Origin of the sequence: Streptomyces sp. NBC_00569, from assembly GCF_036345255.1 — a bacterium.
GTDB lineage: Bacteria > Actinomycetota > Actinomycetes > Streptomycetales > Streptomycetaceae > Streptomyces.
The window spans coordinates 798,892-824,782 of sequence record NZ_CP107783.1 but is presented as its reverse complement, the minus strand read 5'-3'; the positions used below and the strand labels follow the sequence as shown (position 1 = coordinate 824,782).

Annotated in this window: 25 protein-coding genes and 1 tRNA gene; 13 read left to right on the top strand and 13 right to left on the bottom strand. The window is 69.6% G+C overall.

Features of this window, described 5'->3' with window-relative positions; genetic code table 11:
• Positions 1–4 precede the first annotated feature (4 nt).
• Positions 5–775 (top strand): transposase, encoded by a 771-nt coding sequence (locus tag OHO83_RS03860; RefSeq protein WP_330278666.1) that lies wholly within the window; start codon positions 5–7, stop codon positions 773–775.
• 119 nt (positions 776–894) lie between these two features.
• Here OHO83_RS03860 and OHO83_RS03855 read toward each other — a convergent pair whose 3' ends face one another.
• Both OHO83_RS03855 and OHO83_RS03850 read right to left on the bottom strand, forming a co-directional pair.
• Entirely contained in the window at positions 895–1,764 is an 870-nt protein-coding gene (locus tag OHO83_RS03855) for a transposase family protein (protein ID WP_330278665.1), read from the bottom strand.
• A 558-nt stretch (positions 1,765–2,322) separates the two neighbouring features.
• Positions 2,323–2,823, bottom strand: coding sequence for a hypothetical protein (locus OHO83_RS03850; protein ID WP_266678874.1), 501 nt, complete (start codon positions 2,821–2,823; stop codon positions 2,323–2,325).
• A gap of 251 nt (positions 2,824–3,074) precedes the next feature.
• Between OHO83_RS03850 and OHO83_RS03845 the strand changes: the two genes are divergently transcribed.
• Both OHO83_RS03845 and OHO83_RS03840 read left to right on the top strand, forming a co-directional pair.
• Complete coding sequence (locus OHO83_RS03845; RefSeq protein ID WP_330278664.1) at positions 3,075–3,398, top strand: DUF6234 family protein; 324 nt, start codon at positions 3,075–3,077, stop codon at positions 3,396–3,398.
• A 91-nt stretch (positions 3,399–3,489) separates the two neighbouring features.
• Positions 3,490–4,002: a hypothetical protein gene (locus OHO83_RS03840; protein WP_330278663.1), complete on the top strand. Its 513-nt coding sequence runs from the start codon at positions 3,490–3,492 to the stop codon at positions 4,000–4,002.
• A 96-nt stretch (positions 4,003–4,098) separates the two neighbouring features.
• Here OHO83_RS03840 and kdgD read toward each other — a convergent pair whose 3' ends face one another.
• Together kdgD and OHO83_RS03830 are read right to left on the bottom strand one after the other, a co-directional pair.
• Positions 4,099–5,031 carry a 5-dehydro-4-deoxyglucarate dehydratase gene (kdgD, locus tag OHO83_RS03835; protein ID WP_330278662.1) on the bottom strand — a complete coding sequence of 311 codons (933 nt, stop codon included), beginning with the start codon at positions 5,029–5,031 and terminating at the stop codon, positions 4,099–4,101.
• A gap of 201 nt (positions 5,032–5,232) precedes the next feature.
• Entirely contained in the window at positions 5,233–6,414 is a 1,182-nt protein-coding gene (locus OHO83_RS03830; protein ID WP_330278661.1) for an L-talarate/galactarate dehydratase, read from the bottom strand.
• Between the two features lie 207 nt (positions 6,415–6,621).
• On the opposite strand from OHO83_RS03830, the gene OHO83_RS03825 reads away from it, so the two are divergent.
• Complete coding sequence (locus tag OHO83_RS03825; RefSeq protein ID WP_266678880.1) at positions 6,622–7,497, top strand: LysR substrate-binding domain-containing protein; 876 nt, start codon at positions 6,622–6,624, stop codon at positions 7,495–7,497.
• 41 nt (positions 7,498–7,538) lie between these two features.
• Here OHO83_RS03825 and OHO83_RS03820 read toward each other — a convergent pair whose 3' ends face one another.
• Complete coding sequence (locus tag OHO83_RS03820; protein ID WP_443066092.1) at positions 7,539–8,300, bottom strand: IclR family transcriptional regulator; 762 nt, start codon at positions 8,298–8,300, stop codon at positions 7,539–7,541.
• A 135-nt stretch (positions 8,301–8,435) separates the two neighbouring features.
• Here OHO83_RS03820 and OHO83_RS03815 point away from each other — a divergent pair, with 135 nt between their 5' ends.
• The 5 genes from OHO83_RS03815 (at position 8,436) to OHO83_RS03795 (ending at position 13,884) form a co-directional block, all read left to right on the top strand.
• Positions 8,436–9,410, top strand: a complete 975-nt coding sequence (locus OHO83_RS03815; protein ID WP_266678884.1) for a 5-dehydro-4-deoxyglucarate dehydratase — start codon at positions 8,436–8,438, stop codon at positions 9,408–9,410.
• Between the two features lie 105 nt (positions 9,411–9,515).
• Positions 9,516–10,853, top strand: a complete 1,338-nt coding sequence (locus OHO83_RS03810; protein WP_330278659.1) for a gluconate:H+ symporter — start codon at positions 9,516–9,518, stop codon at positions 10,851–10,853.
• 40 nt (positions 10,854–10,893) lie between these two features.
• Complete coding sequence (locus OHO83_RS03805; protein WP_330278658.1) at positions 10,894–12,231, top strand: enolase C-terminal domain-like protein; 1,338 nt, start codon at positions 10,894–10,896, stop codon at positions 12,229–12,231.
• 60 nt (positions 12,232–12,291) lie between these two features.
• A tRNA-Met gene (locus OHO83_RS03800) sits at positions 12,292–12,365 on the top strand.
• 229 nt (positions 12,366–12,594) lie between these two features.
• Positions 12,595–13,884, top strand: a complete 1,290-nt coding sequence (locus tag OHO83_RS03795) for a YhgE/Pip domain-containing protein (protein WP_330278657.1) — start codon at positions 12,595–12,597, stop codon at positions 13,882–13,884.
• A gap of 38 nt (positions 13,885–13,922) precedes the next feature.
• On the opposite strand, the gene OHO83_RS03790 is transcribed toward OHO83_RS03795, so the two are convergent.
• The 3 genes from OHO83_RS03790 to OHO83_RS03780 form a co-directional block, all read right to left on the bottom strand.
• Entirely contained in the window at positions 13,923–14,099 is a 177-nt protein-coding gene (locus OHO83_RS03790) for a hypothetical protein (protein ID WP_165914507.1), read from the bottom strand.
• A 179-nt stretch (positions 14,100–14,278) separates the two neighbouring features.
• Entirely contained in the window at positions 14,279–15,103 is an 825-nt protein-coding gene (locus OHO83_RS03785; protein WP_330278656.1) for a hypothetical protein, read from the bottom strand.
• Between the two features lie 118 nt (positions 15,104–15,221).
• Positions 15,222–15,797: a hypothetical protein gene (locus tag OHO83_RS03780; protein WP_266678894.1), complete on the bottom strand. Its 576-nt coding sequence runs from the start codon at positions 15,795–15,797 to the stop codon at positions 15,222–15,224.
• A gap of 332 nt (positions 15,798–16,129) precedes the next feature.
• Here OHO83_RS03780 and OHO83_RS03775 point away from each other — a divergent pair, with 332 nt between their 5' ends.
• A complete protein-coding gene (locus tag OHO83_RS03775) occupies positions 16,130–16,687 on the top strand; it encodes an HPP family protein (RefSeq protein WP_266678896.1) in 558 nt (185 codons plus the stop codon).
• A gap of 109 nt (positions 16,688–16,796) precedes the next feature.
• Here the strand turns inward: OHO83_RS03775 and katG are convergent, their stop codons facing one another.
• Positions 16,797–19,028, bottom strand: a complete 2,232-nt coding sequence (gene katG / locus OHO83_RS03770; protein WP_266678898.1) for a catalase/peroxidase HPI — start codon at positions 19,026–19,028, stop codon at positions 16,797–16,799.
• 475 nt (positions 19,029–19,503) lie between these two features.
• Between katG and OHO83_RS03765 the strand changes: the two genes are divergently transcribed.
• Entirely contained in the window at positions 19,504–19,914 is a 411-nt protein-coding gene (locus tag OHO83_RS03765; RefSeq protein WP_266678900.1) for a Fur family transcriptional regulator, read from the top strand.
• Here OHO83_RS03765 and OHO83_RS03760 read toward each other — a convergent pair.
• A complete protein-coding gene (locus tag OHO83_RS03760; protein WP_330278655.1) occupies positions 19,884–20,396 on the bottom strand; it encodes a hypothetical protein in 513 nt (170 codons plus the stop codon). The two genes, OHO83_RS03765 and OHO83_RS03760, sit on opposite strands and share 31 nt — an antisense overlap.
• Before the next feature lie 205 nt (positions 20,397–20,601).
• Here OHO83_RS03760 and OHO83_RS03755 point away from each other — a divergent pair, with 205 nt between their 5' ends.
• Positions 20,602–21,387 carry an SDR family NAD(P)-dependent oxidoreductase gene (locus OHO83_RS03755; RefSeq protein ID WP_330278654.1) on the top strand — a complete coding sequence of 262 codons (786 nt, stop codon included), beginning with the start codon at positions 20,602–20,604 and terminating at the stop codon, positions 21,385–21,387.
• A gap of 155 nt (positions 21,388–21,542) precedes the next feature.
• Here the strand turns inward: OHO83_RS03755 and OHO83_RS03750 are convergent, their stop codons facing one another.
• Positions 21,543–22,889: an MFS transporter gene (locus tag OHO83_RS03750; protein WP_266678906.1), complete on the bottom strand. Its 1,347-nt coding sequence runs from the start codon at positions 22,887–22,889 to the stop codon at positions 21,543–21,545.
• 75 nt (positions 22,890–22,964) lie between these two features.
• A complete protein-coding gene (locus OHO83_RS03745; protein WP_330278653.1) occupies positions 22,965–24,026 on the bottom strand; it encodes a C45 family peptidase in 1,062 nt (353 codons plus the stop codon).
• Between the two features lie 104 nt (positions 24,027–24,130).
• On the opposite strand from OHO83_RS03745, the gene OHO83_RS03740 reads away from it, so the two are divergent.
• Positions 24,131–25,186, top strand: coding sequence for a LacI family DNA-binding transcriptional regulator (locus OHO83_RS03740; RefSeq protein WP_266678910.1), 1,056 nt, complete (start codon positions 24,131–24,133; stop codon positions 25,184–25,186).
• Between the two features lie 77 nt (positions 25,187–25,263).
• Here the strand turns inward: OHO83_RS03740 and OHO83_RS46890 are convergent, their stop codons facing one another.
• Positions 25,264–25,749 carry an ROK family protein gene (locus OHO83_RS46890; RefSeq protein ID WP_353963514.1) on the bottom strand — a complete coding sequence of 162 codons (486 nt, stop codon included), beginning with the start codon at positions 25,747–25,749 and terminating at the stop codon, positions 25,264–25,266.
• Between the last annotated feature and the right edge of the window lie 142 nt (positions 25,750–25,891).

The window sequence follows — 25,891 nt, the reverse complement described above, 5'->3', positions numbered from 1 at the left end:
TAATGTGACTGGTGTGATCACGGCGTCGGAGCCGTCCTGGATAGCCCCGTTCTCCGGGCTGAGCCCGCGCGCCTTCGGGAAGCTGGTGACGGTACTGCGTCGCGCAGGTGCGGACTCGGTCCGCAAGGGCCGCCCATGGAGCCTCCCGTTGGAAGACCGGACCTTGCTGGTCACCGCGTACTGGCGAACGAACCTGACCATGCGACAGCTCGCTCCGCTGTTCGGGATCTCGAAATCGGCAGCGGACCGCATCATCGACCACCTGGGGCCGATGCTCGGGCTCCAGTCGCGCAAGCGGTTCGCCAAGGATGCCGTGCTCATCGTGGACGGCACTCTGGTCCCCACCCGGGATCACACCATCGCCGAGCGGTCGAAGAACTACCGGTACTCCACCAACCACCAGGTCGTCATCGACGCCGAAACCCGCCGGGTCGTCGTGGTCGGCCGGCCGCTCGCCGGGAACCGCAACGACTGCAAGGCATGGGAAGAATCCGGCGCTAAGGCCGCCGTCGGCAAGACCCTCACCATCGCCGACGGCGGCTACCCCGGCACCGGACTCGTCATCCCTCACCGCCGGCAGCGAGGCCAGACCGAACTCCCGGACTGGAAAGAGAACCACAACAAGTCCCACAAGCAGGTCCGCGCCCGCGTCGAGCACGTCTTCGCCCGCATGAAGACCTGGAAGATCCTCCGCGACTGCCGCCTCAAAGGCGACGGCGTCCACCACGCCATGCTCGGCATCGCCCGGATGCACAACCTCGCCCTCGCCGGGTAGACCCACGGACCACTCGGTCAACCTCACCCGAGCGACTCGCAGATCATTTACGGGACAGCCCTTACGAGCTCGTGCACGGTAGGCGGGGAGGCGTCGAGGATGGCGGCGGGACTCGGTGTTCACCTCTGCCGTGTCGACGTCAGGTCCGCGGTCTGCTGATGAGACAGCAGGCCCGCGACGGCCTGGACGGTGTCGCTCATGTGCTCGCGGCGTCCGAGGTGGCGGGCCAGGGCCCGCCAGTTCTTCAGATGGGCGATGCCGTGCTCGACCCGGATACGACGTGAGGAGTGTGCCTTGCGCTGTCGCTCGTGTATCTCCTCGTACCAGTCCGGGGCGTTCTTCTTGAACTTGCGGTGTGGTGGTGTCACCACCCGGCCGCCGGTCTGCGCGCCCAGTCCCTGGTAGCCGGCATCGGCGAGGACCTCAATCGCAGGCCCGTCGGCCAAGAGCTTGACCAGCCCTAACTGGCGGGCGTGGGTGATGTCAGCGCAGCTCGCGGGCCGTGCCGGGCTGCACCACAGCACGCGCCCCTCGCCGTCCGTGACCACCATGGACTTGACGGCGTTCTGCTTGTTCTTGCCGGAGATGAACGTATCGCGGTCCTTGCGTCCGGCGGCGGGCCGACGGACCCGGATCTCGGTGCCGTCGATGATGCCGGTCGACCCGCTCGAGCCGAGGTGGTCGACGACGTCGGCCAGAGACCGCAGCCGCACGTCGGGGCTGACGGTGCAGCCTCTCTCAGCGAGCAGGGGCCGTACCTCACCGATGGCCCGGGTGATGGTGGAGCGGTCCACGCCGAACCAGCAGGCCAGCACGTCGTGGGTGACCCCGTGACGAAGATGGACGAGCGTGGCCAGGAGCCGGTCGACGAACACCAGCCGGTGCTTCGCGCCGGCGCCCACGGCCCGTTTCCGCGACCGGGAGGTGAGCCGGGCCTGGTGACGCTCCTGCCACAACGGGCCGACCTCCTCAACGAGTTCAGCGATCACTACCTCAGTCAGGCCCGTGATCCGCCGATTGCTGATGATCACCGCACGTGTTGAGTTCCCCACCACCTGACCATGATCAACCATCGAGGCTCGACGCCTCCCCGCCTACCGTGCACGAGCTCGTTAGGCCGGCCATTCTGCTCCAGTACCGGGGCCTTGCCGCAAGGCCCCCCGTGCGCTATATGTTGAGGAGGGCAAGGGAGTGGTCACTCTCCTTGCCCTTTGTCGTCTGACGAGCAGTCGAGGTCGGTCAGGCCCCTACGGCGACCACGGCAGCAGTACTCGCTCCCACAACGTCACTACGACGCACGCCGGTTGACTCGGCCGGAGTACCCCGGGCCGCTCGCGCGCAGCCGAGAACTACTGCATTGCTTGCATCTGCCGGGATCCTCGGAGCGGACTGAATTTTGAGTACGCGAAATCTGTCTGTGCTGAAGAGTTGGGCGCGGTTCGTGAGATTGCAACCGAGAGCAATGCATATTGATTTCCCTGTGAAAGGGATATGCGCCTGGCCCGTACCGGACTTCTCCGATACGGGCCGTCGGTGGGTGGTGCGGGCTAGTTGACGGCCGCCAGGTCGGTGATCTTGCGGGTCTGGAGGTCCGACTGGACCTTGATCTTGGTGACCTCGGCGTTCGTCCCGTCGCTCCAGGTCAGCGTGACCAGCGAGGTCGCGTGCCCGGCGCCGGAGCCCGTGTAGTCGACCTTCCACTTCACGGGCACGTTCTGCGCGAACAGGATGCCGTCGGCGTGCTCCTTCGCCTCGAACGCGGCAACCTTCTTCTGCGCCGCCGCCGACAGGTAGAAGGCGCGCAGCGCCTTGGCGTTGGCGCCGGCGGCCGGGTCCTCGTTGTCCCAGATCGAGTCGATGTACGCGCCGTAGAAATCGGCGACGCGGCCGGTGGTGCTGCGCGGGTCGCCCTGGGACGGAGCGGGGGCGGCCGCGACCGCCGTGGTGTGGGCGGACGTGCCGGCCAGGGCCGGGGTGATCGCGGTGAGGGAGAGCGTGGCCGCGATGGCCGCGGAGGCGAAGAGAGCGGTGCGGGTGCGAGCGTGCATGGTCGGTGAAACCTTCCCCGTCATTCGGTGCCGCAGTGAATGCTGCGGGCTTCTGGTCACGGGATAAGACTGCACTCGCGGTCCGCCAGTTCCACCATTCTTCGAATTCTTTTGTGCGCGGTAGCGCGAATGGTATTCATGAAATGGTTGTGCGGTCGGATGCAAAAATGACGGCAAAATCGCGCCTGAGTGCGGGGTTCCTGAGTATCCGTACTCAGGCCGCGATCCGGTCGGCGCGGAAGCATGGGGGCATGTTGGGCTGGGTGGTCGATCTTGTCCTGGCGGCGGTGGTCACCGGCCTCGAAGCGGCGGCTCTGGCGTTGTTCTGGTTCCGGGAGAGCCTGAAGGTCTGGGCGGCGCAGGGGCGTTCCGTGCCTGACGGGACACTTCGGCTCGTCGTGGTGCTGAGTGTCGGCTCGGCGCTGCCCGGCCTGGCCGCTGTCGGCTTTTTCGAGGTGGGCCTGAAGGCGGCAGCCGTCTCGCAGGCCCTGGTGGCCTCGTTGCTGGGCTCGGTACTTGCGCTGGGCCTCGCTACGGAGGCCGGCCGGTGGTTCTCCCGGAGCCGGCGGAAATGAGGCGCGAGGACACTGGTTGGTCTGCGCGAGGGGCATGGCGCAGGCCGGCGGCGACGTTGTCCGTCGGCCGGTGTCTCCCTAGGTTGACCCGATGGGTCCCTTCGACAGACTGACCGGCACCAGACATCCCGACGCCGGTGTCGTACCGTGCCCGGCCGCAGAAGTCCGGGCCGCGCTGCTCGCGATCAACGGGCCCGACGTGCCGTACGCCGTAAGCAACGGCACCTCTGCCGAGCGTGCCGACCTCGTCGCCGAGTGGCGGGCCCTGGAGCCGGCCTGGCGCACCTTCTTCTCCCGGAGTCGGCTGAGCCGGACGCTGCGGACGAGGATGCGCCTGGACGCGGAGAGCCACGAGGTGCGCGCACTCGACGAGCAGTGGGAGGTCACGTGGGCCGGGGACACGCCCAGGCCGGCCCGGTCGCGTGAGTACTCCCGGGGGCAGGTGACCGTGGTGAGCCGGCAGTGGGAGGCCCAGCGGGGGCCGGACGGCCGTCTGCGCAAGACGGAGGTGTTCCGCTTCGACCCCGCCGAGATGAAGGTCCCGTTGCAGGACGCGGTCCTCGGCGCGGGGTGGACGTGGCGCGGAGTGGTGTTCAAGCTGTGAACCGGCCGGCCGGCCCGCTACTCCCTTGGCCGACGCCCCGACGCCCCGACGCCCCGACGCCCCGACGCCCCGACGCCCCGACGCCCCGACGAGGCGTCAGGTCGTCTGTGTGAGTTGGCCGTTGATCAGCGTGGTGAGCTCGGCCAGTTCGTCCTGCGTCAGGTCGGTCAGAGGCGGGCGCACCGGACCCGCGCTGTGGCCGACCGCCGTCATCCCGGCCTTCACGATGCTCACCGCGTAGCCGGGCCGCCGGTTGCGGATCTCGGTGTACGGCAGGACGAAGTCGTCGAGGAGCTTGATGACGGTGTCGTGCTTGCGCTCGCGGACGGCGCCGTAGAACTCGAGGGCGAACTCGGGCAGGAAGTTGAAGATGGCCGACGAGTAGGTGGTGACGCCGAGTTCGAGGTACGGAAGGGCGAACATCTCCGCGGTGGGCAGGCCCCCGATGTAGGTGAGGCGCTCGCCGAGGCGGGTGTGGATCCGCGTCATGGCGTCGATGTCGCCGACGCCGTCCTTGTAGCCGATGAGGTTGGGGCAGCGGTCGGCCATCCGGGCGAGGGTGGGCGCGGTGTAGACGGCGTTGGCGCGGCTGTAGACGATGACGCCGAGCGATGTGGAGCGGCACACGGCCTCCACGTGGTCGGCCAGACCCTCCTGTCCGGCCTCGGTGAGGTACGGCGGGAAGAGCAGGATGCCGTCGGCGCCCGCGCGTTCCGCGGCCTGCGCGTACTCGACGGCCGTGCGGGTGCCGTAGCCGGCCGGGGCCAGGACGGGCGTGTCCTCGGGGGCGCTCCGCACGGCTGCGGCGACGACGCGCTCGACCTCGGAGCCCGTCAGGGAGAAGAGCTCGCCGGTGCCGCCCGCGGCGAACAGGCCGCCCACCTCGTACTCGGCCAGGCGCGTGATGTTGTCGCGGTAGGCGCTCTCGTCGAAGGAGAGTTCGTCGGCCGTGAAGTGGGTGACGGGGAAGGACAGGAGGCCGGTTCCGATGCGCCGGCCGAGTTCTGACGGTGTGTAGGACGACGTCATCTGCGTTCTGCTCCTGGAGTCGGGGTGAGGCGCGACGAGTGCCCCTGGTGACGACGTTACGAGCAACGACTCATGCTGGTCCAACACTGATTTCGCATCCGGTGATACCGGGTCGGTATGACGCGTGGAAGGTGCGGACATGGCTCGTCCGCGCCCCCCATGGGGTGGCGCGGACGGGAGAGGGCGTTGCGTGACGAGGTGTCAGTGGCGCTTGCCGGTCTCGTGGGTGGCCTGGGTCCAGGCGCGGGCCTGGTCGGTGAGGGTGATGCCGAGGCCGGGGCGGGACGGGACGTGCATGCGGCCGTCGCTGATGGTGAGGCGCTCGTTGAACAGCGGCTCCAGCCAGTCGAAGTGCTCCACCCACGGCTCGATCGGGTAGGCGGCCGCGAGGTGGAGGTGGATCTCCATCGCGAAGTGCGGTGCGAGCTGGAGGTTGTGGTGCTCGGCGAGCGCGGCGAGCTTGAGGAACTGCGTGATGCCCCCGATGCGGGGCGCGTCGGGCTGGATGATGTCCGCCGCGTTGTGGCGGATCAGCTCGTAGTGCTCGGCGACGCTGGCGAGCATCTCGCCGGTGGCGATGGGGGTGTCGAGCGACGCGGCGAGCGCGGCGTGACCCTGCGCGTCGTAGGCGTCGAGCGGCTCCTCGATCCAGACGAGGTCGAATTCCTCCATGGCCCGGCCCATCCGCTGGGCGGTCGGCCGGTCCCACTGCTGGTTCGCGTCGACCATCAGCGGGGCGCCGTCGCCGATGTGCTCGCGGACGGCGGTCAGGCGGCGCAGATCCTGCTTGCGGTCGGGGTTGCCGACCTTGATCTTGATGCCGCCGATGCCGCTGGCCAGGGAGGCGGATGCGTTGTCGAGCACCTGCTCGGTCGGGGTGTGCAGGAAGCCGCCGGAGGTGTTGTAGCAGCGTACGGAGTCGCGGTGGGCGCCCAGGAGTTTGGCCAGTGGCAGGCCGGCGCGCCTGGCCTTGAGGTCCCACAGGGCCACGTCGTACGCGGCGATGGCCTGCGTGGCCAGACCGCTGCGGCCCACCGAGGCGCCGGACCACGCCAGCTTCGTCCAGATCTTGCCGATGTCGCTGGGGTCCTCGCCGAGCAGGTTGTCGGCGATCTCCCGGGCGTGGGCGAACTGGCCGGGGCCGCCGGCCCGCTTGGAGTAGCTGAAGCCGATGCCCTCGTGCCCCTGCTCGGTCTCCAGTTCCACGAAGAGGAACGCCACTTCGGTCATGGGCTTCTGACGCCCGGTGAGGACCTTGGCGTCGCTGATCGGCGTGGCCAGCGGCAGGGTGACCGAGGAGAGCTTGATCCAGGAGATCCTGTCGAGCGTCGCCTCGCCTGCGACGTGCGCTGCGTTGGTGGTCGTGTGGGTCTTCGTCACCACTTCGTGTCCCTGGGGTGTGAGGCGGATGCGACCGGCCGGCATGCTGCGCGCGCCCGGCCGAGTCGGCGGGTGGGGGCGGGCTGCTGTCGGCGCGGGCTGCTGTCGGCCGTGCGGCCGACGGAGGCGTTGACTCCTCTTGAAGCTAGAGTCGGCGATTGATCCACGTCCAAGACCAATTTTGCATGCGCTGATACCCGGAGAGAATCATTGTTCACGCTGGCACAGCTCGTGAGCTTCGTGGCGGTGGCCGAGGAACTGCACTTCACCCGCGCCGCGGAGCGCCTCCGGATGACCCAGCCCCCGCTGAGCCGGCAGATCCAGCTCCTCGAGCACGACCTCGGCGTACAGCTCCTCGACCGCACCAACCGCTCCGTCCGGCTCACCCCGGCGGGCCGCACGTTCCTCAACGAGGCACGCCACATCCTGCGCCAGTCCGAGCACGCGGCCCTCGCGGTACGGCAGGTGTCGGCCGGCGAGGCCGGAGCCATCGCCATCGGGTTCACGGCGGCCAGCGCGAACTCGGCCCTCGGCACGCTGCTCGAAGTGGCCCGCTCGGCCATGCCCCGCGTGGAGGTGGTGCTGCGTGAACTGGTCACCCGCGACCAGCTGGAGGCCATCACCGCAGGCTCCCTCGACCTGGGGATGATCCGCCCCGCGAACACCGGGCCCGACCTGGAGACCCGGTCCGCGGTCAGGGAGGGGCTGCTCGCCGCCCTGCCCACGGGTCATCCGCTCGCCGCGCGCGAGGGCGACCTGCGCGTGGAGGACTTCGACGGGGAGGAGGTCCTGATGTACTCGCCGGTCGAGGCCCGCTACTTCCACGAGCTGCTCGTCAGCATCTTCCGTGCCGCCCAGGTCACACCCGTCTTCACGCAGTACCTCAGCCAGGTGCACAGCATTCTGGCGATGGTGAACGCGGGCTGGGGCATCGCCCTGGTCCCGGAGGCCGCGGCGCAGATGAGGTTCGGCGGGATCACCTACAAGCCGCTGTCCCTGACGGATCCCAAGCCGGTCGAGCTGAATCTGGTGTGGCGCAGGAACAACGACAATCCGGCGCTGGAGGCCCTGCTCCGCCACCTGTGACGAAGGCAAGGGGCGACCGGTCCAGTAGCCCCCGCTCGCACTCACCGCCAGTCGGGCGCCCCCGAGCGGGGTGACAGCAGCGCCTCGATCTTCGTCTGTACGTCCCGCATGACGGCGACGACGCATTCCTGGCGCTCCCCGGTGAGGCGGGCGACCGGAACCGAGCAGCTGATGGCATCGACCGCCGGAGCGTCGTACCGCAGGGCGAAGCCGAAGCCCGCGATGCCGGTCACCGTCTCCTCGAGGTCGATGGCGTAGCCCCGTTCGCGGATGCCTGCGAGGTCGGCGAGCAACGCGTCGCGGTCGGTGTGGGTGTTCTCCGTCAGAGCGGCCAACGGGGCGGTGGCGAGCGGTAGCTCGCTGTCCGCACGCTCGGCGAGCAACGCTTTTCCGAGGGCGCCGGCGTGTGCGGGGACCCGGCGGCCCACGCGGCTGATGGTGCGCAGGTACTCGTGGGACTCGCGGGTCGCGAGATAGACGACGTGCGGACCGTCGAGCCGCGCCAGGTGGATCGTCTCGCCGAGCGCGTCCGACGCCTCGTCGAGATACGGGCGCACGGCACGCACACGTGGGTCGTTGTCGAGGTAGCTCGTGCCCGTGAGAAGGGTGCGGATCCCGATGCCGTACAGCGAACCGGTGGTGTCCGTACGCACCCAGCCGCACTCGACGAGGGTCCGCAGCAGTTGGTACATGCTGCTGCGCGGCACGTCGAGCTCCTCGGCGAGTTCGTCCAGGCGCGCCGGCCGGTCGCCCCTCGCCGCGAGCAGTTCCAGCAGCGCGACCGTGCGCAGCGCCGACTTCACCCCACGGACCCCTGTAGTCACGCGCGTTCCCCCTGCCTCTCGGTGCCGGTCATCGTAAATCCGCGGGGCTTCACCCATTGACCCGACCAGTTCACCGACTTAGCCTCCATTCTCATACATGGACGCCATCTGCATATGGGGATCAGATCTATGAACGAGGTCGGCACGCAACCCGAGGATGTCGCGCAGAAGCTGCGTGACGGGATGGCGAAGGGGGTGCTGTCCTTCCCGCTCACGAGCCTCCGGGACGACGGCAGCCTCGACCTGGACGCCTACCGGACCTACCTGACCGCCCAGTTGGCCAACGCGCCGGGCATGGTCTTCCCCGCCTGCGGAACGGGGGAGTTCTTCTCGCTGGACGAGGAGGAGTACCGGGCGGTCGTCAGGGTGACGGTCGAGGTCGCCGACGGGCGGCTGCCGGTGGTCGCCGGCATCGGCTACGGCTGGTCGCAGGCGCTGCGGTTCGCCCGGATCGCGCAGGAGGAGGGCGCCGACGCGCTGCTCGTGCTGCCGCACTACCTGGTCGGCGCTCCGCAGGACGGGCTGGTGGAGCAGCTGCGCCGGATCGCCGCGGGCACCCGGCTGCCGCTGATCGCGTACCAGCGCGACCAGGTCACCTTCAGCGCGGACACCCTGCGCCGGATCGCCGGGATCCCCACCGTCGTCGGCCTGAAGGACGGGCACAGCGACCTGGACCGGCTCCAGCGCCTGACACTCGCCGCACCCGACGGCTTCCTCTTCTTCAACGGCGCCGCGACCGCCGAGATGCAGGCCCGCGCCTACGCCACCGTCGGCGTGCCCGCCTACTCCTCCGCGGTCCACGCGTTCGCGCCCGAAATCGCGAAGGCCTTCTTCACCGCGCTGCGGGCGGGCGACGACGAGGCGACGAACAAGCTCCTGCGCGACTTCTACGTTCCCTTGGTGGAGCTGCGCGACCGTGTCCCGGGCTACGCCGTCTCCCTCGTCAAGGCCGCGGCCCGGCTGCGCGGCCTCCCGGTCGGCCCCGTGCGCGCCCCGCTCACCGACCCGTCGCCCGCCGACCTCGCGGATCTCGAGAAGGTGCTGGACGCCGGACTGAACCTGGTCGGAGCCGTGCGGCGCGTCAACTGACCGCCGGACACGCGCAGTCGAAGCCCCACTGCTTCGCCGCGCTCAGCTTCGTACCAGCCCGACCCGCGATCCACAGTTCGATCCACAGTTCAAAGGGGAACTGACTTGCCTCTCGTCGTAGTGGGAATCAGCGTTCTGATTCTGCTCTTCCTCATGACCAGGCTGAGAATGAACGGGTTCGCCGCCCTCCTCCTCGTGGCGGTCGGCGTCGCCCTGGTGCAGGGCATTCCGGCGGCGACGATCCCCGACGTCCTCTCGGAGGGCATCGGCGGCCAGATCGGCGACACGATGCTGACCATCGGCCTCGGCGCCATGGTCGGCCGCGTCATGGGGGACTCCGGAGCGGCGCAACGAATAGCCAACCGGCTCCTCGACGCCTTCGGGCCGCGCTGGGTGCAGGTGGCCATGGTGGTCACGTCCATGCTCATCGGCGTCACCATGTTCTACGAAGTCGCCTTCATCATCATCGTGCCCATCGCGTTCACCCTGGTGCGGGTCACCGGCGCGAAGCTGCTGTGGGTCGGGCTGCCGATGTCCATCGCCCTGTCCACCATGCACAGCTTCCTCCCGCCGCACCCCGGCCCCACCGCCGTCGCCGCGACCTTCCACGCCTCCGTCGGACACACCCTGTTCTACGGCCTCTTCATCGCCGTGCCGGCCGGAGCGCTCATCGCCCTCGCGTGGCCGCGCCTGCCGTTCGTGAAGGCGATGAACCCGTCCATCCCCAAGGGACTGGTCAGCGACCGCGAGTTCACCGACGAAGAGATGCCCGGCATGGGCTGGTCGCTGCTAGTGGCCCTCTTCCCGGTGGTCCTGATCGCGGGTGCCGCGGTGATCGACATGGTCACGTCCGGCGAGAGCCCGTTCCTGCACGCGGTCGCGTTCATCGGCTCGGCCCCGATCGCACTCATGCTGACGCTGCTCCTGGCGATCTGGGCGTTCGGGCCGCGCATCGGCCGCAGCCTTACGGAGGTCAGCGCCTCCTGCGCCTCGGCGGCCCAGGCGATGGCGATGATCCTCCTGGTCATCGGCGCCGGCGGCGCCTTCAAGAACGTCCTCGTCGAGGGCGGGATCTCCGACTACATCAAGGACGTCACGGACAGCTGGGCCATCTCGCCCCTCATCCTGGCCTGGCTCATCGCGGTCATCCTGCGCGTGGCCCTCGGCTCGGCGACGGTCGCCGTCGTCACGGCGTCCGGCGTGGTGCTTCCGCTCCTGGCGGGCAGCGGCATCCACCCCGAGATCATGGTTCTCGCCGTCTCCTGCGGGTCGATCGCGTTCTCCCATGTGAACGACCCCGGATTCTGGCTCTTCAAGGAGTACTTCAACCTCTCGGTCATCGACGCGATCAAGGTCAGGACCACGTACACGACCGTGCTCGCGGTGCTGGGCCTGGGCGGCGTACTTGCCATGGAATGGGCGTTGGACTTCCTGAGCCTGTGACACACATCGATCCGCACACCTTCCGACCACAGGAACCGCAATGACCTTGAGCAAGCAGACGACCGTCACCGCGTTCGCCGTCTATCCGGTCGCCGGCCGGGACTGCATGGAACTGAATCTCTCCGGCGCGCACGGCCCCTACTTCACCCGCAACATCGTCGTCCTCCAGGACTCGGAAGGCCGCACGGGCCTGGGCGAGGTGCCGGGCGGCGAGAAGATCACCCAGACCCTGCGCGACGCCGAGTCCCTCGTGGTCGGCGCGAAGGTGGGCGACTACAAGCGCGTCCTGCGCGAGATCGGAGCCAGGTTCGCCGACCGCGACGCGGGCGGACGAGGCGCCCAGACCTTCGACCTGCGCACCACCGTCCACGCCGTCACCGCCGTCGAGTCGGCGATGCTCGACCTTCTGGGCCAGCACCTCGACGTCCCCGTCGCGGCGCTCCTCGGCGACGGCCAACAGCGCGACTCCGTAAGGGTGTTGGGCTACCTCTTCTACGTCGGTGACCCCGACCGCACCGACCTGGAATACGTCCGCGAACCCGACTCGGCCGTCGACTGGCACCGCGTCCGGCACGAAGAGGCCCTGACACCCGACGCGATCGTCCGCCAGGCCGAGGCCGCTTACGACCGGTACGGATTCCGCGACTTCAAGCTCAAGGGCGGAGTCCTGGCAGGCACCGAGGAGGTCAGGGCCGTCCAGGCGCTGAAGGACCGCTTCCCCGAGGCCAGGATCACCCTCGACCCCAACGGCGCGTGGTCGCTGCGCGAGGCGATCGAGCTGTGCACGCCCCTGTCCGGCACCCTCGCCTACGCCGAGGACCCCTGTGGTGCCGAAGGGGGCTACTCCGGCCGGGAGATCCTCGCCGAGTTCCGCCGCGCCACGGGCCTGCCCACCGCGACCAACATGATCGCCACGGACTGGCGCCAGCTCACCCACGCCCTGGCGCTCCAGTCGGTCTCCATCCCCCTGGCCGACCCGCACTTCTGGACCATGCAGGGCTCGGTCCGCGTGGCCCAGCTCTGCAACGCGATGGGCCTGACCTGGGGCTGCCACTCCAACAACCACTTCGACATCTCCCTCGCGATGGTGACCCACTGCGGAGCCGCCGCCCCCGGCGAGTACAACGCCCTCGACACGCACTGGATCTGGCAGGAGGGCCTGGAGCGCCTCACCACCGCCCCGCCCCGGATCGTCGACGGTGAGATCGCCGTGCCCGACGCCCCGGGCCTGGGCGTCCAGCTCGACATGGACCGACTGCTCGCGGCCCACGACCTCTACAAGACGAAGGCCCTGGGGGCACGCGACGACGCCGTCGGGATGCGGTATCTCGTCCCGGACTGGCAGTTCGACAGCAAGCGCCCGTGCCTCGTCCGCTAGCGATCGGCGGGCACACGGTCATGGGGACCGGCTGCGATGGCGTACGGTGGTGTCTACCGACGCGGGGTGGAGCAGCTCGGTAGCTCGCTGGGCTCATAACCCAGAGGTCGCAGGTTCAAATCCTGTCCCCGCTACTGATGGACAAGGCCCGGATCCTTCTGGATCCGGGCCTTGCTGTGTCTGCAGGGTGTGCCCTCGGCCGAGCCGGCGCGGAGATCTGCCCTCGGCCGCAGCCCTCGGCCGTGTTGGTGGTCGCGGACGGCCGTCGTGGCAGAGAAGGTGACAACTGCACCCCAGTCGGGCCTTTCCGGCTGTCGACCTCGGTGCGATCACCCGGCCCGGCGCCGCGAACCAAGGAGCACCATGGACGACGACAGCGCACCCCGCCACGCCGCGGAAAAGGCGCGCGCCTCCGCGCTCGTGCGTCGCCCGAAGCTGTGGCTGGTGCCCACGATTCTGACCGGGATGCTCGCACTGCTGCTGTCCCTGCTCTACATGGGCGGCATCGTGAACCCGAACCGGGACTTGCGGAACCTGCCGATCGCGCTCGTCAACTCGGACCGGGGCAAACCTCTGCCCGGGCAGAGCCAGAACCTGGGGACGCAGGTCGCACGGGCCGCCCTCGCCGACACCTCCGGCGGCAAGGTCGACTGGCATCCGCTCACCCGCGGTCAGGCCCAGGACGAGCTCGAATCAGGCAAGGTCTACGGCGCCCTGGTCATCCCCCCGGACTTCACCGACACCATTGCCGCGCTCACCACCAGCAAGGCCACGCAACGACCGACGCTGACCGTACTGACCAACCCCGGCATGGGCAGCCTCGGCTCCTCCCTGGCCGGCAGGATCAGCACGACGGCGGCCGAACAGACCTCCCGGACCATCGGGAAGCAGCTGACGGCGGCCGACGCCGACCGGCAAGTCACCCCCACCGCACGCCTGTTGCTCGCCGATCCGATCGCCGTCACCACGCAGGTGGGGCACCCCATCGGAGACCACAGCGGCCTGGGCCTGAGCGCCTTCTACTACACCCTGCTGCTCGTCCTGACCGGGTTCCTGGGCGCCAACCTCACCAGCATGGGCGTCGACACCGCTCTCGGCTACGCCGACAGTGAGATCGGCCCCTGGCACGCCCGCCGCCCCACCGTGCCGATCAACCGCACGCAGACGCTGCTGCTGAAGATGGTCATGACCGTCGGCATCACCCTGCTCACCACCACATTGATCATGCTGGCCACCGTCGGGATCCTCGGCATGGACGCCTCCCACCTGCCACTGCTGTGGGTCTTCTCCTACTGCGCCACGCTGGCGGTCGGCATGGGCGTCCAGGCCATCAACGCGGCCTTCGGCGGGATCGGGCAGCTCGTGTCCATGTTCGTCTTCATCGTCCTCGGCCTGCCGTCGTCCGGAGCGACCATTCCGCTGGAGGCGGTCCCCGGTTTCTACCGTTTCCTCGGCATTTTCGAACCGATGCGGCAGCTCAGCGGCGGAGTCCGTTCCATCCTCTTCTTCGACGCGCGAGCCGATGCCGGTCTCCTGCGCGCCTGGGTCATGATCGCGGTCGGCGCCGTCATCTCGCTGGCCTTCGGGTTCGCGATGACCAGGTACTACGACCGGAAGGGGCTGCACCGCCTGACCCCGCAGCCGTCCGAGTGACGCCACGGCTGCGTGACCGGCGGGGACAGGTCCGGGGCTTACGCGGCCTTCACAACCTCGCCACGTATCGCCGCGGACCACTCGATGACGAGAACTTCGTACTCCCGGCGCTGCTCCGCGCTCAACCGGCCACCGCTGCACAGCATCAGGCAGCGAATCTCTTCGTTCAGATCGTCGGCGGACCGCACGGAACCAGGGATCGGAGTGGTGGACATGTGAAGAAGCCTAGAGGGTCGATGTGACAATCGGCGTCCCTGCGCCACGCGGCGGAGGTGGGGACTTACTCCGCAGGCAGCTCTGACCTGGGAAGTTGGGCGAGAAGTCGACCACTCCCGGCGAAACTGTGACCTTGGCCTCACATAGTGTCGCGGCGCTCAGGGCCGCTGTGCGTGGCTCAGGAGGGCGAGTTGGTGTCCGCGTCGGTGTCGTCGTTGCCGGGTTCGGGGTTGCCGGGTTCCGGGTCGGTCGGCGTGGGTGTTCGGCGGGCCAACATCACCGCCAGGGCGATGACGGCGGTCAGGGACATGGCGAGCCCGCCCAGGCTTGTGATCGCGCCGGAAACCCACCGCCACGCCTGCTCGACCCAGGCGAAGCTGCCGTCGGGCGGGGCCGCCACCTCGACGTGAGTGGTCGCGGGCGGTTCCTCGAGGAGCACGGTGTCGCCGTCCTCGTAATAGGCGGTCACCGTCACGGACAGGGTTACCGTCCCAGCCTTCTCGGCGCTCACGTCCCACAGCCATGTCGCCGTGTCCTTCTTGGAGATGACGGTCTGACGTTCCGACGACAGTGGCGTGCACCGCACTTGGGCACCCGAGCAGTGCAGCCTCACGCCGATATCGGCGCCGGCAACGGTCCGGGAGTGTGTCTCACTGGATCCGCCCGAGCGCCAACTGCCCTGGATCGTGGCCCGGTAACGGAGCGGATCGCCGCCGGCCACGAGATGCAGCGACTTCGTACTGGTGCGGGCGAGTTCACCTGTGAAGAGCTGCTGCCGTGCCGTCTTGATCTCGTCGATGTAGGTCTTCTGGGTACCGTTCCCGGTTTGGCCGTTGCCAGGGTGGCCGCTCCCGGGTTCGCCGCCGCGGCCGAGGAACAGGAGCAGCCCGGAGACGAGGGCGATCAGAACCGCGAGACCCGTCCAGGGGAAGCAGCCGGAGCCGAGGCGGGATGCGACCGGTGCCGGAGAGTACGGCGGCTGCGGCCCCTCATGTTCGGCCATGGCTGCCTCGCCCTCCCGTAGGTGTCGACTGATGCCGAGCCCGCCTCCGCATGCGTCTTCATGGTCACTCAACTCCCATGTCCGACGCTTGCGTTCAGTCGGATCCTCGGTCGTACCGTCATGGTCGGCCGACGTCGCCGAAGACGTGGACCTGGGGAGCGAAGGCCCGTACGGCTCGTTCGAGGCGCCCGGTGTCCACCTTGCACAGCGCCATGGAACGCGTGGACCCCTTGGTTCCTCTGAAGGACTCGACGAAGGCGGGATCCACCTGTGTCGACAGATACGCGTCCAACTCGCGCAGAGCCGGGGACGTGGCCGGTTGCGGTGGTGGGGCGGGCCCCCTGCGGTGACGCACGTCGAGTTCGGCGTGCCGAAACCGTCCCGGCCCCCGCATGCCGTCCCAGAACGTGACGGACACGATCTCCGGCCAGGGAAGAAACTCCGGCCTGCGGAAGATCAGCAGGCCGCCCAGAGTGATGCCGCGGGGGCCGATGTGTACAGCGGTCCGCCGTAGGGCGGCGGCCGGCAGGACCAGGGCCACGTAGGGCGTGAAGATCAGCTCGATGTGATCGTTCCCCGGAGGTTCGGCGCCAGGGACGAATCCCACGCCGATGAGCACGGCGAGCGCCAGAGCCAGCCAGGCCGGGGCGGTCCACGTGTAGCGGATCTCGTAGCAGGCGCCGGGTTCGTCCATGAACCGAATGCTCCCGCGCGCCCTGAGCCCGTTCAACAAGCTTTCGGTCAGCGTCTGTTCAGGATGAGGCAGGGCTGCCGAGGCTCCGAGGCGGTGTGCTCTGCGCGGGGTGACGCCCGGCGCCCCGGACAGACATGCCAGGTGATGGGCCACCCCACGCCCGCCGCCCTCGGCGTGGCAGGTAAAATCCCTCGTGGACTGCGCCCGCCCCACCAGGGCAGACGCAAGGTCAGAACCACTGTTGATCACAGAGGTGTGCTCCGCGCAGCTACGACCGTTCCTTCTCCCGTCGTCCTGCCGGCCGAGAGCCGCCTGCCCCAGAAAACGTCACCGTGAGCACTGATTCCCTGCTGCGCCCGCAGCCGCAGCCCACTCCTGCCCCCGATTCGCCCCGTCGGCCGCGCCGGGCCGGACGGGCACCGGCCCGCCCCACCGCGGCGGCGGCCTTCCACAGCATCAGCGCGGTCACCGCGGTACTGCTCGGCCTCGTGGCGATCGGGGCGATGATCCATGAGCCGGTCCTGATACCGCCGCTGGCCGCGAGCGCAGCCCTCGTGCACAGCGCGCCCACCCTGCCCCTGGCCCAGCCCCGGAGCCTCGTCCTGGGGCATCTGCTCGGCGCAGGGTCCGGTTACGCGGTCCTCGCGCTGACGCACAGCAGCCCGTGGACGGCGGCACTGGCGGGCGGCATCACCCTCGCCGCGACGATGCTCGCCCGTACCCCGCACTCGGCGGCCTGCGCCACTGCCGTGATCGTGGTGCTCCAGACGCCGGCTCCCGGGCGCTTCGTGCCGCTGCTGTTCGGCTCCACCGTGCTGCTCGCCCTGACCGGGTTCGCGGCTTCTCGCGTACGGCGCGGGGCGCCCAAGTACCCGGCGTACTGGTGGTGACCTCCGGGACGGCGTGCCCGGCGCCGGACCAGCCGGAGAATTGACGCGGAAACGCGGAAGTCCAGGCCGGCCCGGTGCGGGCCGACCTGGACTTCGGGATCATGCGTGATCAGGAGAGGTCGAACCGGTCCAGGTTCATGACCTTGTCCCACGCGGAGACGAAGTCCTTCACGAACTTCTCCTTCGCGTCATCGCTCGCGTAGACCTCCGCGACCGCGCGCAGCTCGGAGTTCGAGCCGAAGACGAGGTCGGCACGGGTGCCGGTCCAGATGACCTTGCCCGAGGCGTCGCGGCCCTCGAAGGTGTCCGCGTCGCCGGCCGTCGAGCTCCACGTCGTGTCCAGGTCGAGCAGGTTCACGAAGAAGTCGTTGGTCAGCGACCCGGGGGTCGTGGTGAGGACGCCGTGCGCCGACTTCCCGTAGTTCGCGCCGAGGACGCGCAGGCCGCCGATGAGGACCGTCAGCTCGGGGGCGCTCAGGTCGAGCAGGTTCGCCTTGTCGACGAGCAGGTACTCGGCCGGCAGGCGGTTGCCCTTGCCGAGGTAGTTGCGGAACCCGTCCGCGGACGGCTCGAGCGCGGAGAACGACTCCACGTCCGTCTGCTCCTGCGTGGCGTCGGCACGTCCCGGAGCGAACGGCACCTGGATGTCGAAGCCCGCGTCCTTCGCGGCCTTCTCGACGCCGGCGGCACCGGCGAGCACGATCACGTCGGCGAGCGAGATCTGCTTGCCACCGGACTGGGCGCTGTTGAAGGTCTGCTGGACCCCCTCCAGCTTGCGCAGCACGGCCGCCAGCTCGTCGGGCTGGTTGACCTCCCAGCTGCTCTGCGGCTGGAGGCGGATGCGCGCGCCGTTCGCGCCGCCGCGCTTGTCGCTGTTACGGAAGGACGAGGCCGACGCCCATGCCGTGGACACGAGCTGAGACACCGTCAGGCCCGAGGCCAGGATCTGGCCCTTGAGCGCGGCGACGTCGGAGGCGTCGACGAGCGGGTGCGTCACCGCGGGGAGCGGGTCCTGCCACAGCAGCTCCTCGCTCGGGACCTCCGGGCCGAGGTAGCGCACGACCGGGCCCATGTCGCGGTGGGTCAGCTTGAACCACGCGCGGGCGAAGGCGTCCGCGAACTCGGCCGGGTTCTCGTGGAAGCGGCGCGAGATCGGCTCGTAGGTCGGGTCGAACCGGAGCGAGAGGTCCGTCGTGAGCATCGTGGGGGCGTGGCTCTTCGACGCGTCGTGGGCGTCGGGTACGGACCCCGCACCCGCGCCCTCCTTCGGCCGCCACTGGTGCGCGCCGGCGGGGCTCTGGAAGAGCTCCCACTCGTAGCCGAAGAGGATGTCGAAGAAGGTGTTGTCCCACGTGGTCGGGGTGTTCGTCCAGATCCCCTCGAGGCCACTGGTGATCGCGTCGCCACCCTTGCCGGTGCCGTACGCGTTCTTCCAGCCGAGGCCCATCTCCTCGATCGGGGCGGCCTCGGGGGCCTCGCTGACGTCCTCCGCGGGGCCCGCGCCGTGGGTCTTGCCGAAGGTGTGGCCGCCGGCGATCAGGGCGACCGTCTCCTCGTCGTTCATCGCCATCCGGCGGAACGTCTCGCGGATGTCACGGGCCGCGGCGAGCGGGTCCGGGTTGCCGTTGGGGCCTTCCGGGTTGACGTAGATGAGGCCCATCTGGACCGCGGCGAGCGGGTTCTCCAGCTCACGGTCACCCGTGTAGCGCTCGTCGCCGAGCCAGGTCTTCTCGGGACCCCAGTAGACGTCGTCGTCGGGCTCCCACGCGTCGACACGTCCGCCGCCGAACCCGAAGGTGTCGAAGCCCATCGTCTCCAGGGCGACGTTGCCCGTGAGGACCATGAGGTCGGCCCACGACAGGTTCTTGCCGTACTTCTTCTTGACGGGCCACAGCAGACGGCGGGCCTTGTCGAGGTTCCCGTTGTCCGGCCAGCTGTTGAGCGGGGCGAAGCGCTGCTGCCCGGTGTCGGCGCCACCGCGGCCGTCGCTGATCCGGTAGGTGCCGGCGCTGTGCCACGCCATGCGGATCATGAACGGGCCGTAGTGGCCGAAGTCGGCGGGCCACCAGTCCTTCGAGGTGGTGAGCACCTCCGTGATGTCCTGCTTGACCTCGGCGAGGTCGAGGGTCTTGAACGCCGCGGCGTAGTCGAACTCCTCGCCGAGCGGGTTGGCCACGGCGGGGTTCTTGGCAAGGATCTTCAGGTTGAGCCGTTGCGGCCACCACTGGCTGTTCGCGCCGTTGCCCTGCGTCGGGTGCGGGGCGCTGCCGTGTACGACCGGGCAGCCTCCTCCGTCCTGTGTTTTCGCGTCTGTGACGATCGCATCTTGGTTCTCAGACATGGGGAATCCTTCCGGACGGGGCGGATCACACTGCTCAGGAACTACGGCGGTGGAACGGGTGGGGCGCGGGCCCCTTGGACGGCCTCAGCCTCGCCGATCCGGACGATCGTGGGGATCGGGGTGATCGTCTCGATCGGGCGGATCGTGTCGATCGGGAGGCCGTGGTCTTCCGGGACGGGTCGACACTACGGCTCAGAGTGAGGCGAAGCGGCACGAATCCGGCCGCGTCGGGTGCGGGGAGGGCCTCAGGCGGCACGAGGAGAGCAACGACCGACGCACCATCGCGCGCCCCTCGGAGGTGATCAACTTCTGTCTCCTGCCGCACTGGAGTCTTCCTGTCCCTTGGCTATCGCCATAACCGATCCTACGATGGACAGAATCCAAGTCAAGAAGTGCACCAAACGCATTTCCCATGGGACCGGGAGTGCGCCGGTCAACCTCGGGTGTCCCACCGAACCTGAAAAGGTGAACCGATATGAGTGGCCTGCTTGAGCGACTGCGGGGGCGTGGCTGGCGGATGACCTCTCAGCGGCGCGTCGTGGCGGAGGTTCTCGACGGTGATCACGTGCATCTCACGGCCGACGAGGTGCACGCCCGCGCGGTGCAGCGGCTGCCCGAGATCTCCAGAGCGACCGTGTACAACGCGCTGGGCGAGCTGGTCGCACTGGGCGAGGTCATGGAGGTCTCCACGGACGGCCGCGCGAAACGCTACGACCCGAACGCGCACCGGCCGCACCAGCACCTGGTGTGCTCCGGCTGCGGCATCATCCGCGACGTCCACCCGACCGGCGACCCGCTCTCCGGCCTCCCGGCGCAGGAGCGGTTCGGCTTCGACGTGTCCAAGGCCGAGGTGACCTACCGGGGACTGTGCCCGTCCTGCGTCTGAAACCAGCTGGGTGACGGCCCCTGCGCCCCTGCGGAGCCGGAGCCGGAGCCGGAGCCGGAGTCTGTGCTGGTGCCGACGACCGGGCCGGCGGCCGGAACAGGGCCTACCGCGAAGGGGGCGCTGTAGCCGCGTACACCGGTGTCCCGGGCCGTGACCTCGACGGTGTAACCGGTGCCGTCCGGCGCCGGGGGCACCGCCGTGACCAGTTCACTCGTCGGCTTGCTGCTCGCCTTCGAGGCCAGTTTGAACAGGCGCCGTGTCCCGCCCGAACCGTCGTCCTGCGCCAGCCAGACGTCGACCTCCTGCCCGGTGTCGTTGCGCCAGCCGACGAAGAGACTGCTGTTCACGGGGTGCACGGAGTCGGCGGCCGGGGACGTGACGGTGATCGTGGCGGCGGGCGGTTCGGAGACCGCTGGGGCCGCCCCACCGAGCGAGACAAGCAGGGAGGCGGCGGTGACGGACAGGATCCTGTTGCGGAGCATGTGACGACCTCGTTCCGGTGGCGGGAGGTACGGCCATACCCCTCCCACATGTCCTCGGCGGCGAGCGGGTGAGCCCGCAAGCTTCACCCCATGGGGTGCCGCTCCGATCCACAATCTGCCGGTGCGCCGATGAGATTCGGCGGACGATGAGTCCTGTGAAGCAGCGGACGCACGCGGCGTCCGGCCGAGGAAAGGACGACGCCCCATGCCCACGCTCACGGACGTGCTGAAGGACAAGGTCGCGGTCATCTACGGCGGAGCCGGCTCCCTGGGAGCGGGCGTGGCACGGGCGTACACGGACGCCGGCGCGCGGGTCGTCCTGGCGGGACGCACGGAGGACACCCTGCGGAAGGTCTCGGCCGAGGTGGGTGCGGAGTACGACGTCGTCGACGCCCTGGACGAAGCGGCCGTGGAGGCGCACGCGGACGCGGTGGTCGAGCGGGCCGGCCGGATCGACATCTCCTTCAACCTCGTGCCGCGAGGCGATCTGCAGGGCATCCCCCTCACGGAGATGTCCGTCGACGACTACACGCGGCCGGTCGTACAGGGCATCGCCTGCCAGTTCATCACCGCGCGAGCAGCCGCCCGGCGCATGGTCGCCCAGGGCGGGGGAGTGATCCTCTCCCTCGACAGCGGTTCCCGGCACGGCACCCCGATGCTGGGTGGCACCGGCGCCGCGGACGGCGCGACGGACGCGCTGATCCGCCAGCTCGCGCAGGAGCTGGGCCCGTCCGGGGTGCGTGCCCTTGGCATCTGGACCGCCGGCGTTGCGGACACGCTGACACCGGAGAAGCTGGCCGGGGCCGGCGCACCGGCCATGGACGAGGCGGCATTGCAAGGGGTCCTCGCGCACCTCGACAGCCTGCGCATGACGAAGCGTTCGCCGCGCATCGCGGACATCGCCGCGCTCGCGACCTTCCTCGCGTCCGACGCCGCCCCCTCGGTCACGGGTACGTGGATCAACGCGACGGCCGGGATGTTCCCGAGCTGACCGTCCGCCCCTGCCGGGCTGCACGAGCGACGAGAGCCTGTTCGTGCGTGAGCCGTGGTGGCACGCCAGAGCGTCGGCTCAGGCCGGTGGAAGCGGCCTGGCCCGAGTGCGTGGCACGCGCTCGGGCCAGGTGGCGAGACCGTCGCCGAACCGCCTCAGCCGGTCATCGTGTCGACGACCGCCTTCGCGCTGCGGTCCGCCGTCGTCGCCGAACCGAGCTCTGCCGTCGGGACCTTGAAGGTCTCCCGCAGGCCCCAGGCGCACAGGGCCAGGACGACCGCGGCCGCGCCGGAGTAGAGGCCGACACCGATCGGGTCGCCGTCGAAGGCCAGGAGCAGGGCCGTCGCGGCGGTGGCTGCCGTGCCGCCGCCGAGCGCCGCACCGGTCTGGTACGTGGCGGAGATCGACGAGTAGCGGGTGCCGCCGGGGAACTGCTCGCCGAGGAAGGCGGGGATGCAGCCCTGGGGAGCGGCCATCAGCACGTTCACCAGGACGTAGGCGACGGTCGCCAGCGCCAGGACGTGACCGTTCACCATGGGGAAGTAGGCGAAGAAGAACGCCCCGTACGCGAGGGTGCCGAGGATGACGACCGGCTTGCGGCCGACGCGGTCGGAGAGCCTGGCCATGAGCGGGACGGCCACCGTGAACGCGATCGAGCCGGCCACCTGGAGCAGGAGCGACTCCGTGTAGTCGTAGCCGAGTTCCTCGGCGTACGTCACGGTGAAGATGGAGCCGATGTAGGCCAGGGTGTTGTAGCCGAAGGCGACGCCGATGGCCAGGAGCATCTGGCGCGGGTGGCGCCTGATGGAGTCGAGGATCGGCACCCGGGGAGCGTGCTCGGCGCGGCGTTCCTCCTGGGGCATACGGCTGCGTGCCACGACACCGATCAGAACGAGCAGACCGCCCAGCCAGAACGGCACTCGCCAGGCCCACGCCTTCAGATCCTCCTGCGGCAGCAGGGTGATCAGGGCGAAGACGCCGGTTCCGAAGAGGCTGCCGATGCCGATTCCGGCGCTCGTGAAACTGCCCCACAGGCCGCGGCGGTCCTCCGGAGCGTTCTCGATGCCATAGAGGGACGCGCCGCCCCATTCACCGCCGGCCGCGAAGCCCTGGATGAGGCGGAGCGCCACGACCATCACCGGCGCGGCGACGCCCACACTCCGGTAGCCGGGCAGACAGCCGATGAGGAAGGTGCTGCTCCCCATGATCACGAGAGTGAGGATCAGCATGGACTTACGGCCGATACGGTCGCCGAAGTGGCCGATCACGATGCCGCCGAGGGGACGGGCGACGAAGCCGCTGCCGAACGCGGCGAACGCCACGAGGGTGCCCACCGTGTGGTCGAAGCCGGGGAAGAAAACGCTCGGGAAGACGATGGCGGCGGCGAGGCCGTAGATGATGAAGTCGTAGAACTCCAGGGCGGTTCCGAAGCCGGAGATGAAGAAGGTGCGCGTGGCGGTGGCCACCTGTGCCTTCAGGCCGGGCCGGACGGTGTCCGTCATGGCAGGTCCTTCCAGGGGACGGGGTGGGGCGGAGCGGATGGGGAAGGAACGCCTGGGGTGGGGAGGCCCAGGGGGTCAGAAACGGGTGAGGCCGAGCTGGGCGGCTTCGTCCGGCGTACCGGCCACGTAATCGAGGGCGCAGTCGGCGACATCGAGGCCGACGGTGAGCAAGGTGCCCCACTGCTCGTGGAGGGGCTTGCCTTCGTCCGGCCGCATGCAGATGACGGCGTCCGGCCCGGGGCCGCCGCACAGCGCCTTCGCGCGCTCGGCGGGGGCGAGCCCGGGCAGTGTGGAGCGGACCGCGCGCAGGTGCGCGAAGCGTTCCGCCGTCGATGACTCGGGGGAGTGGACGTCCCCGGCGCCGAGTCCGGCGTCGAGGAAGTGATTGGTGTGCAGCAGCCAGCCGTCGTCACCGGCGGGGACCACGGCGATTCCGGCGGGGGAGAGTTCGAGGCTCGCGGCGGCGCCGGCGGTGACCACGGTGAGCGAGGTCGAGGCGCTGACGCGTGCGGTCGACGCGAGCTCCACGGCCTGGCCGAGGGTGTCCGCCTCGTCGAGGATGTGGCGGGCGATCGCGTGCACGGGAACGCCGCCGGAGTCGGAATCGGCCTGGTGGAAAAGGATGTTGAAGTGCACGCCGAGGCCCGCGCTGTTGACGCCGATCTTGCCCGCGGCGCCGAACTCGGTGAACAGCTTCACCGTGCGTCCCTCGCGCGGGGTCAGTTCGTGCAGCAGGCCGTCCGGCACGAGCGAGTCGTGCCAGTCCCACGTCTGTATCGTCTCGGGCCGGCGTCCCGCGGGCGCGAACACGGCCGTCGAGCACTCGCCCTCCGGGGCCGGCCGGCAGGCGGCGAGAATCTCGGTACGGGCTCCGACGGCGGCCACCGTCCAGCGCTCGGCACCGGCGGCGTCGGCGCAGGCGTCGGACTCCTCGGCGAGGCCCGGCGCCCAGGCGCGCAGGGCCGCACGGCTTCGTTCCGCGATGTCCCGCACCCGGTCCGCCGGGATGCCCAGCAGCGCGAAGTGCTCCAGGTACAGCTCGCCGGCCCGCCGGATCTGAGCGCCGTATCGGGTGCCGAGGACCGATCCGCGTTCTTCGGGATCGACCGTCTCGGTCTTAAGGGTGTGCAGCTCCACGGGGGATCCTTCCGGGCATGGCGTGGGGACGTGGTCACCCCCCGACGCCGCTGACGAGTTCGGTGCGGCGCGGATCACGCTAGAAAGGTAAAACGTTTTATACAATGCCGGACAGGTATTGGTTCTTCGAGAATTCGGGCGGGACCGTGGCGCGGACACAGGGCATCACCATCAAGGACGTGGCCAGGCGGGCCGGAGTCTCCATCACCGCCGTGTCGCACGCCCTCAACGGCAAGGGCACTCTGAGCGCGGCCACCCGCGAGCACATCCGTGCCGTCGCCGACGACATGGGCTACGAGGCCGACGCACTCGCCCGTGGTCTGCGCCGCTCCACGATGGGGGCGGTGGGCCTGGTACTTCGTTCCCTCGACGCCCTGGGTGACTACACCCCGGCGGGCGTGGACGTCTTCGAGCGGTTCGTGGGCGCGGCCGCCTCACAGGCGCTGGCCAGAGGGCTGAGCCTCATGCTGGTGCCGGACCTGACGCGGACGCCGGTGCCACCGCTCACGTTCTCCATGGACGGCTACATCGTCACCAACCCCCACCTGGACGACCCCGTCGTCGCGCTCCTGGAGAAGCGGGGCATCCCCTACGTCACCTACGGCCGCGTCCCCGGGCGCCCGGACTTCCCGCACTGGGCGTCGGAGGACGACGTCGCCTCCGCTCGCATGGTCCTGTCCCATCTGGAGGGAGCGGGTGCGCGCAGCATCGCGCTGGTGCGTGGTACCGACCCGAACGCATGGAACGTCGAGCACGAGCAGACCTACCTGAGCTGGTGCGCCGAGCGCGAAGTGCCGTCCCGGCTGTACACGCTGGCCGAGCGCGCGGGTGTCGAGGGCGGTGTGGGGCTGGCTGCGCAGATCGCCGAGGACGGTGTGCCGGACGCGGTCTTCTGCCTCACCGGGAGGCACGCGGCCGGCGTGCAGCAGGGGCTCATGGCGCGCGGAGTGAAGGTGCCGGGGCAGACCCTGGTGGTGACGGGGTCGGACTCCGAGCACGCGCGCAACAGCCGGCCGGCCATCTCGGCCGTCGAACTCAATCCTGTGGAGAGCGTGGGGGCCCTGCTGGACATCCTCCAGGCGCTGATCACCGGCGAGGAGGCGGCGTCGCCCCGGGTGACCGCGGCTCGTTTCCGGCCCAGGGCGTCGACGCGGAAGTAGCGGGGCGCCCCTCGCGGCGCGCCCTGCTCCCTTGAGCCGCACGTCCCGCATTCCTGGTGAGAAGTCCCGTCCGCTGTTCACTTTCGGCGCGCGGTCCCATGTCCCTGCGGAGGCGCGAGCGGCTCGGCCGCCCGGGGGTGAAGTACCGCCCGTCGACCAAGTCCAGGGCGGTCCGTACCGCCCCGAGCACGACGGTCTCCCGGTCCAGCGCGGAGGCGGCAGCCGGGGCCCCTGATGCAGACCCGCTCCCGTTCCTCGGTGATGTGTCCGAGCGCGATGCCGGCGGAGCGGGAGATGCCGCCGCCTAGTACGACGAGCTGTGGGTCGACGGTGAGACACCGGGCCACGATTCCCTGCGCGTCCGCGGTCGAGAAGCGCTCGACCGCGGCCTGCGCGAGCGGATCGCCGGCCCGGGCGCGAGGCGAACACCCGCTCCGCCACGTCCTCGGCTCCGGCTGTCGACGCGCAGCCAGGTCCTCGCCTGCCGACGCACAGATCGGGTGGACGGGCAACAAGACAACCGTGGAACGCGAGTCGCCAAGCCTCCCGAGCGCCGTTGCCACCGCAGGTGAAGGCCAACCGCGCCTGGGGCGACCTCTGCGTCAACGGGATCACCACCCGCTGACGGAATCCCCGGGGTCCGACGCCACGCCCCTGATGGGTGCAATGAATCGCGCGCGGCGGGTGACAGGGGTGTTATTGGTC

Excerpts from the sequence above, each read along its gene's own strand:
- OHO83_RS03850 (WP_266678874.1), bottom strand. The coding sequence starts at position 2,823 with ATGCACGCTCGCACCCGCACCGCTCTCTTCGCCTCCGCGGCCATCGCG.
- OHO83_RS03845 (WP_330278664.1), top strand. The coding sequence starts at position 3,075 with ATGTTGGGCTGGGTGGTCGATCTTGTCCTGGCGGCGGTGGTCACCGGC.
- OHO83_RS03840 (WP_330278663.1), top strand. The coding sequence starts at position 3,490 with ATGGGTCCCTTCGACAGACTGACCGGCACCAGACATCCCGACGCCGGT.
- kdgD (WP_330278662.1), bottom strand. The coding sequence starts at position 5,031 with ATGACGTCGTCCTACACACCGTCAGAACTCGGCCGGCGCATCGGAACC.
- OHO83_RS03815 (WP_266678884.1), top strand. The coding sequence starts at position 8,436 with ATGGGGATCAGATCTATGAACGAGGTCGGCACGCAACCCGAGGATGTC.
- OHO83_RS03805 (WP_330278658.1), top strand. The coding sequence starts at position 10,894 with ATGACCTTGAGCAAGCAGACGACCGTCACCGCGTTCGCCGTCTATCCG.
- OHO83_RS03795 (WP_330278657.1), top strand. The coding sequence starts at position 12,595 with ATGGACGACGACAGCGCACCCCGCCACGCCGCGGAAAAGGCGCGCGCC.
- OHO83_RS03790 (WP_165914507.1), bottom strand. The coding sequence starts at position 14,099 with ATGTCCACCACTCCGATCCCTGGTTCCGTGCGGTCCGCCGACGATCTG.
- OHO83_RS03785 (WP_330278656.1), bottom strand. The coding sequence starts at position 15,103 with ATGGCCGAACATGAGGGGCCGCAGCCGCCGTACTCTCCGGCACCGGTC.
- OHO83_RS03780 (WP_266678894.1), bottom strand. The coding sequence starts at position 15,797 with ATGGACGAACCCGGCGCCTGCTACGAGATCCGCTACACGTGGACCGCC.
- katG (WP_266678898.1), bottom strand. The coding sequence starts at position 19,028 with ATGTCTGAGAACCAAGATGCGATCGTCACAGACGCGAAAACACAGGAC.
- OHO83_RS03765 (WP_266678900.1), top strand. The coding sequence starts at position 19,504 with ATGAGTGGCCTGCTTGAGCGACTGCGGGGGCGTGGCTGGCGGATGACC.
- OHO83_RS03760 (WP_330278655.1), bottom strand. The coding sequence starts at position 20,396 with ATGCTCCGCAACAGGATCCTGTCCGTCACCGCCGCCTCCCTGCTTGTC.
- OHO83_RS03755 (WP_330278654.1), top strand. The coding sequence starts at position 20,602 with ATGCCCACGCTCACGGACGTGCTGAAGGACAAGGTCGCGGTCATCTAC.
- OHO83_RS03750 (WP_266678906.1), bottom strand. The coding sequence starts at position 22,889 with ATGACGGACACCGTCCGGCCCGGCCTGAAGGCACAGGTGGCCACCGCC.
- OHO83_RS03740 (WP_266678910.1), top strand. The coding sequence starts at position 24,131 with ATGCCGGACAGGTATTGGTTCTTCGAGAATTCGGGCGGGACCGTGGCG.